Source organism: Streptococcus suis, assembly GCF_002960425.1.
Taxonomy (GTDB): domain Bacteria; phylum Bacillota; class Bacilli; order Lactobacillales; family Streptococcaceae; genus Streptococcus; species Streptococcus suis_S.
The window spans coordinates 1-3,295 of record NZ_POIZ01000008.1; the positions used below are offsets into that span (position 1 = coordinate 1).

Genomic DNA, 3,295 nt, shown 5'->3' on the forward strand with positions numbered 1-3,295 from the left:
TATAAGAAGAGTGATGCCAATCCTGAAAACTGGACTTACTTAGAAGATTCTGACCAGTGGATAAAACCAGATGGGGTTGTCTACTCGTTTAAGAATTATTCACGAAGAACGGACAAGTATGGATTTGAGAGAGATATTAAGATTTACGAAGCTGATCCTGTACAAGCTAGTGAAGAGTTAGACCAGTTAGCACGGACAGAGAAAGGAAACCTCAAACAAATTCAGTATAATCCTACGTGGAACTATTTCAAGAACTTAGTCAAAGAGGAATTGACAAGTAAAGAGGGAGCCCGCATTTATGCCAAACGCAAGGTGGATGTCGAACCTGTATTTGGTAGGATGAAGGGTGTTTTTGGCGTGCGCAGAGTCCATGTCAGAGGTCAAAAAGTGGTTGAAACTGAGATAGGATTCCTCCTAATGAGTATGAATCTCACGAAATTGGCTAAGAAATTAGTCCAAGATAATAGAGATAAAAAGAAAAACACAGACAGTACGGCTGGATTTCATCAGAAGCAGCTCGAATCTATCTGTGTTTTTTAGTTATTGGCTAGTTTTTGCCCAGCCTCATGATGAATGAAAGATTTGATGAATCGACCAGTCTTTCTGGTGGTCAGCAACAACGGCTAGTAATCATTCGTGTTCTACTTCTAGGAAAACCAATTCTAATCTTGGATGAAACCCTGTCTGGCTTGGATGATGAAACCTTCAAATCTGTTGAACAAGCCTTGTTGGCGGAGCAAGGACAAACCCTGCTTCATATTAGTCACCGTAGTATGTATAAAGAAAGATACGATGAAGTGATTAGGCTAGAATAGTTTGGGTGCTACAATAACTTTGTAAACCAAGGTTCGAAAATAAAAATGAAAAAATAATTATTTTTTTCAAAAAAAGTGTTGACAGTTCCTTGTTCTCGTGTTATACTAATTCTTGTGTTAAGCGGGGATGGCGGAATTGGCAGACGCGCAGGACTAAGGATCCTGTGATCGCTTTAGATCGTGTGGGTTCAAGTCCCACTCTCCGCATCAGTGGACTAGCTCAGGCTAGTCCTTTTGCTTTGTCTTTTTTGAGCATATCGTTGTTCATCATTTTTTAACTCGAAGCTCATTTTCTATAAATAGAAGTTGGAAGTCTTCAGAGGATTATCAAGTCCCGCTGGAAAATAAAAAAACTAAGAGGATATGAAGTAAGTGAATTTAAGGGAGAGAAGTCACTTTATCATGAAACTTATGTGAAAATTTTCTCAAAACCCTATAGTTTCAGCTGGCATTTTCAAAATAAAAATGGTAGAATAGAGGAGTATGAGGTGTAACCTCAAAAAATATTAGGAGGCTATCGAAATGCCATTAGTTTCAGCAGAAAAATTTGTCCAAGCAGCGCGTGACAACGGTTATGCAGTTGGTGGATTTAACACAAACAACCTTGAGTGGACTCAAGCTATCTTGCGTGCAGCAGAAGCAAAACAAGCTCCAGTTCTTATCCAAACTTCTATGGGTGCAGCTAAGTACATGGGTGGTTACAAAGTAGCTCGTAACTTGATTGCTAACTTGATCGAGTCAATGAACATCACAGTTCCAGTTGCTATTCACCTTGACCATGGTCACTACGAAGATGCACTTGAGTGTATCGAAGTTGGTTACACTTCTATCATGTTTGACGGTTCACACCTTCCAGTAGAAGAAAACCTTGCAAAAGCTAAAGAAGTTGTAGAATTGGCTCACTCAAAAGGTATCTCAGTTGAGGCTGAAGTAGGTACTATCGGTGGTGAAGAAGACGGTATCGTTGGTACTGGCGAATTGGCTCCAATCGAAGATGCAGTAGCAATGGTTGCAACTGGTATTGACTTCTTGGCAGCTGGTATCGGTAACATCCACGGTCCATACCCAGCAAACTGGGAAGGTCTTGATCTTGACCACTTGCGTAAATTGACTGAAGCTGTACCAGGTTTCCCAATCGTATTGCACGGCGGTTCTGGTATTCCAGATGAGCAAATTCAAGAAGCAATCAAATTGGGTGTTGCTAAAGTCAACGTTAACACTGAGTGCCAAATCGCATTTGCAAACGCAACTCGTAAATTTGCAGCAGCTTATGAAGCAAACGAAGCAGAATACGATAAGAAAAAACTCTTTGACCCACGTAAATTCTTGGCTGACGGCGTAAAAGCTATCCAAGCATCTGTTGAAGAGCGTATCGACGTATTCGGTTCAGCGAACAAAGCTTAATATTACTGCGAAGAAATTTTTGATTTCGAGCAAACAAAGCGTAACTAGAATAATACTGAGAACCTGACAAACGTTGGGTTCTTTTTTGCAAACCAGGTCCGTATCTAAGCCCTGTTTCTGCTAAAGCAAAATGAAGTTCTTCTATAGTAGTAAAATAAATTATCAACTATCTGAAATCATTCTAGCCTAGCTAGAAAGAAGAACGCAAATAAAAAATAAAAATATTTCTTGCCAAGTCCATTCTTTTCTGATAGAATAGTATGGTATGTGGTGCTAGCACATCCGATATATTTGATCAAATGAGGAGGAATATACAATGGCTAAAGTATGTTATTTTACTGGTCGTAAGACTGTATCAGGTAACAACCGTTCACACGCTATGAACCAAACGAAACGCGCAGTTAAACCAAACCTTCAAAAAGTTACTGTTTTGATTGATGGTAAACCTAAAAAAGTTTGGGCTTCAGCTCGTGCTCTTAAATCAGGCAAAGTTGAACGCGTATAAGAAGCAAAAGACTGGACAAAACTAGTCTTCAAGAAAAACGAGTAATTCCATTTAGGAGTTGCTCGTTTTTTTATTTATCTGCTAACCACCAGCCGAAAATGTGCTTTAGAAATTTCATTCATTTTGTTAGATAACTTTCATTACTGAGGAGCTAAGGATAAGAAATCCGAAAAGTGTAGACCAGTGTAGAGGAAATGAAAAGGAAGATAGTCAGCAGTATTTCATTAGTTATAGGAGAAAGCCAATATAGATACCTTTCTGTTTTTATTTTTATAAAAAGTTTGAAAAATCTATTGACATGACCTGGTGAAGATGATAGAATAATTGAGTTGTCTTTTGAGACCGTGTTGACAGAAAGAAATGAAAAAAAGATTTCAAAAAAGTGTTGACAAGGTTGATTGAAGATGATAGAATGATTGAGTTGTCAAATCTGAGACACAACACTGAAAAAAGAAACGAAAAAAGTTTCAAAAAAGTGTTGACAAACAGTTGAAGAAATGATAAACTAAGATAGTTGTCGCGAGAGCGCGGCAGTGAACAAGGCCTTTGAAAATTAAAGAAGACGAAACAA

General features: G+C 38.5%; 3 protein-coding genes, 1 tRNA gene and 1 pseudogene. All 5 read left to right on the forward strand.

Annotated elements, in window-relative coordinates:
* Positions 1–467 (forward strand): annotated as a pseudogene (locus C1G57_RS00465) (transposase); the annotation flags it as partial.
* Positions 468–566: 99 nt separating this feature from the next.
* Positions 567–815 (forward strand): ATP-binding cassette domain-containing protein, encoded by a 249-nt coding sequence (locus C1G57_RS00470; RefSeq protein WP_153045593.1) that lies wholly within the window; start codon positions 567–569, stop codon positions 813–815.
* Positions 816–936: 121 nt separating this feature from the next.
* Positions 937–1,022: transfer RNA gene (locus tag C1G57_RS00475), tRNA-Leu, on the forward strand.
* A 315-nt stretch (positions 1,023–1,337) separates the two neighbouring features.
* Positions 1,338–2,219 carry a class II fructose-bisphosphate aldolase gene (locus C1G57_RS00480; protein WP_105113283.1) on the forward strand — a complete coding sequence of 294 codons (882 nt, stop codon included), beginning with the start codon at positions 1,338–1,340 and terminating at the stop codon, positions 2,217–2,219.
* Between the two features lie 316 nt (positions 2,220–2,535).
* Entirely contained in the window at positions 2,536–2,724 is a 189-nt protein-coding gene (gene rpmB, locus C1G57_RS00485) for a 50S ribosomal protein L28 (RefSeq protein WP_001140948.1), read from the forward strand.
* Positions 2,725–3,295 lie beyond the last annotated feature (571 nt).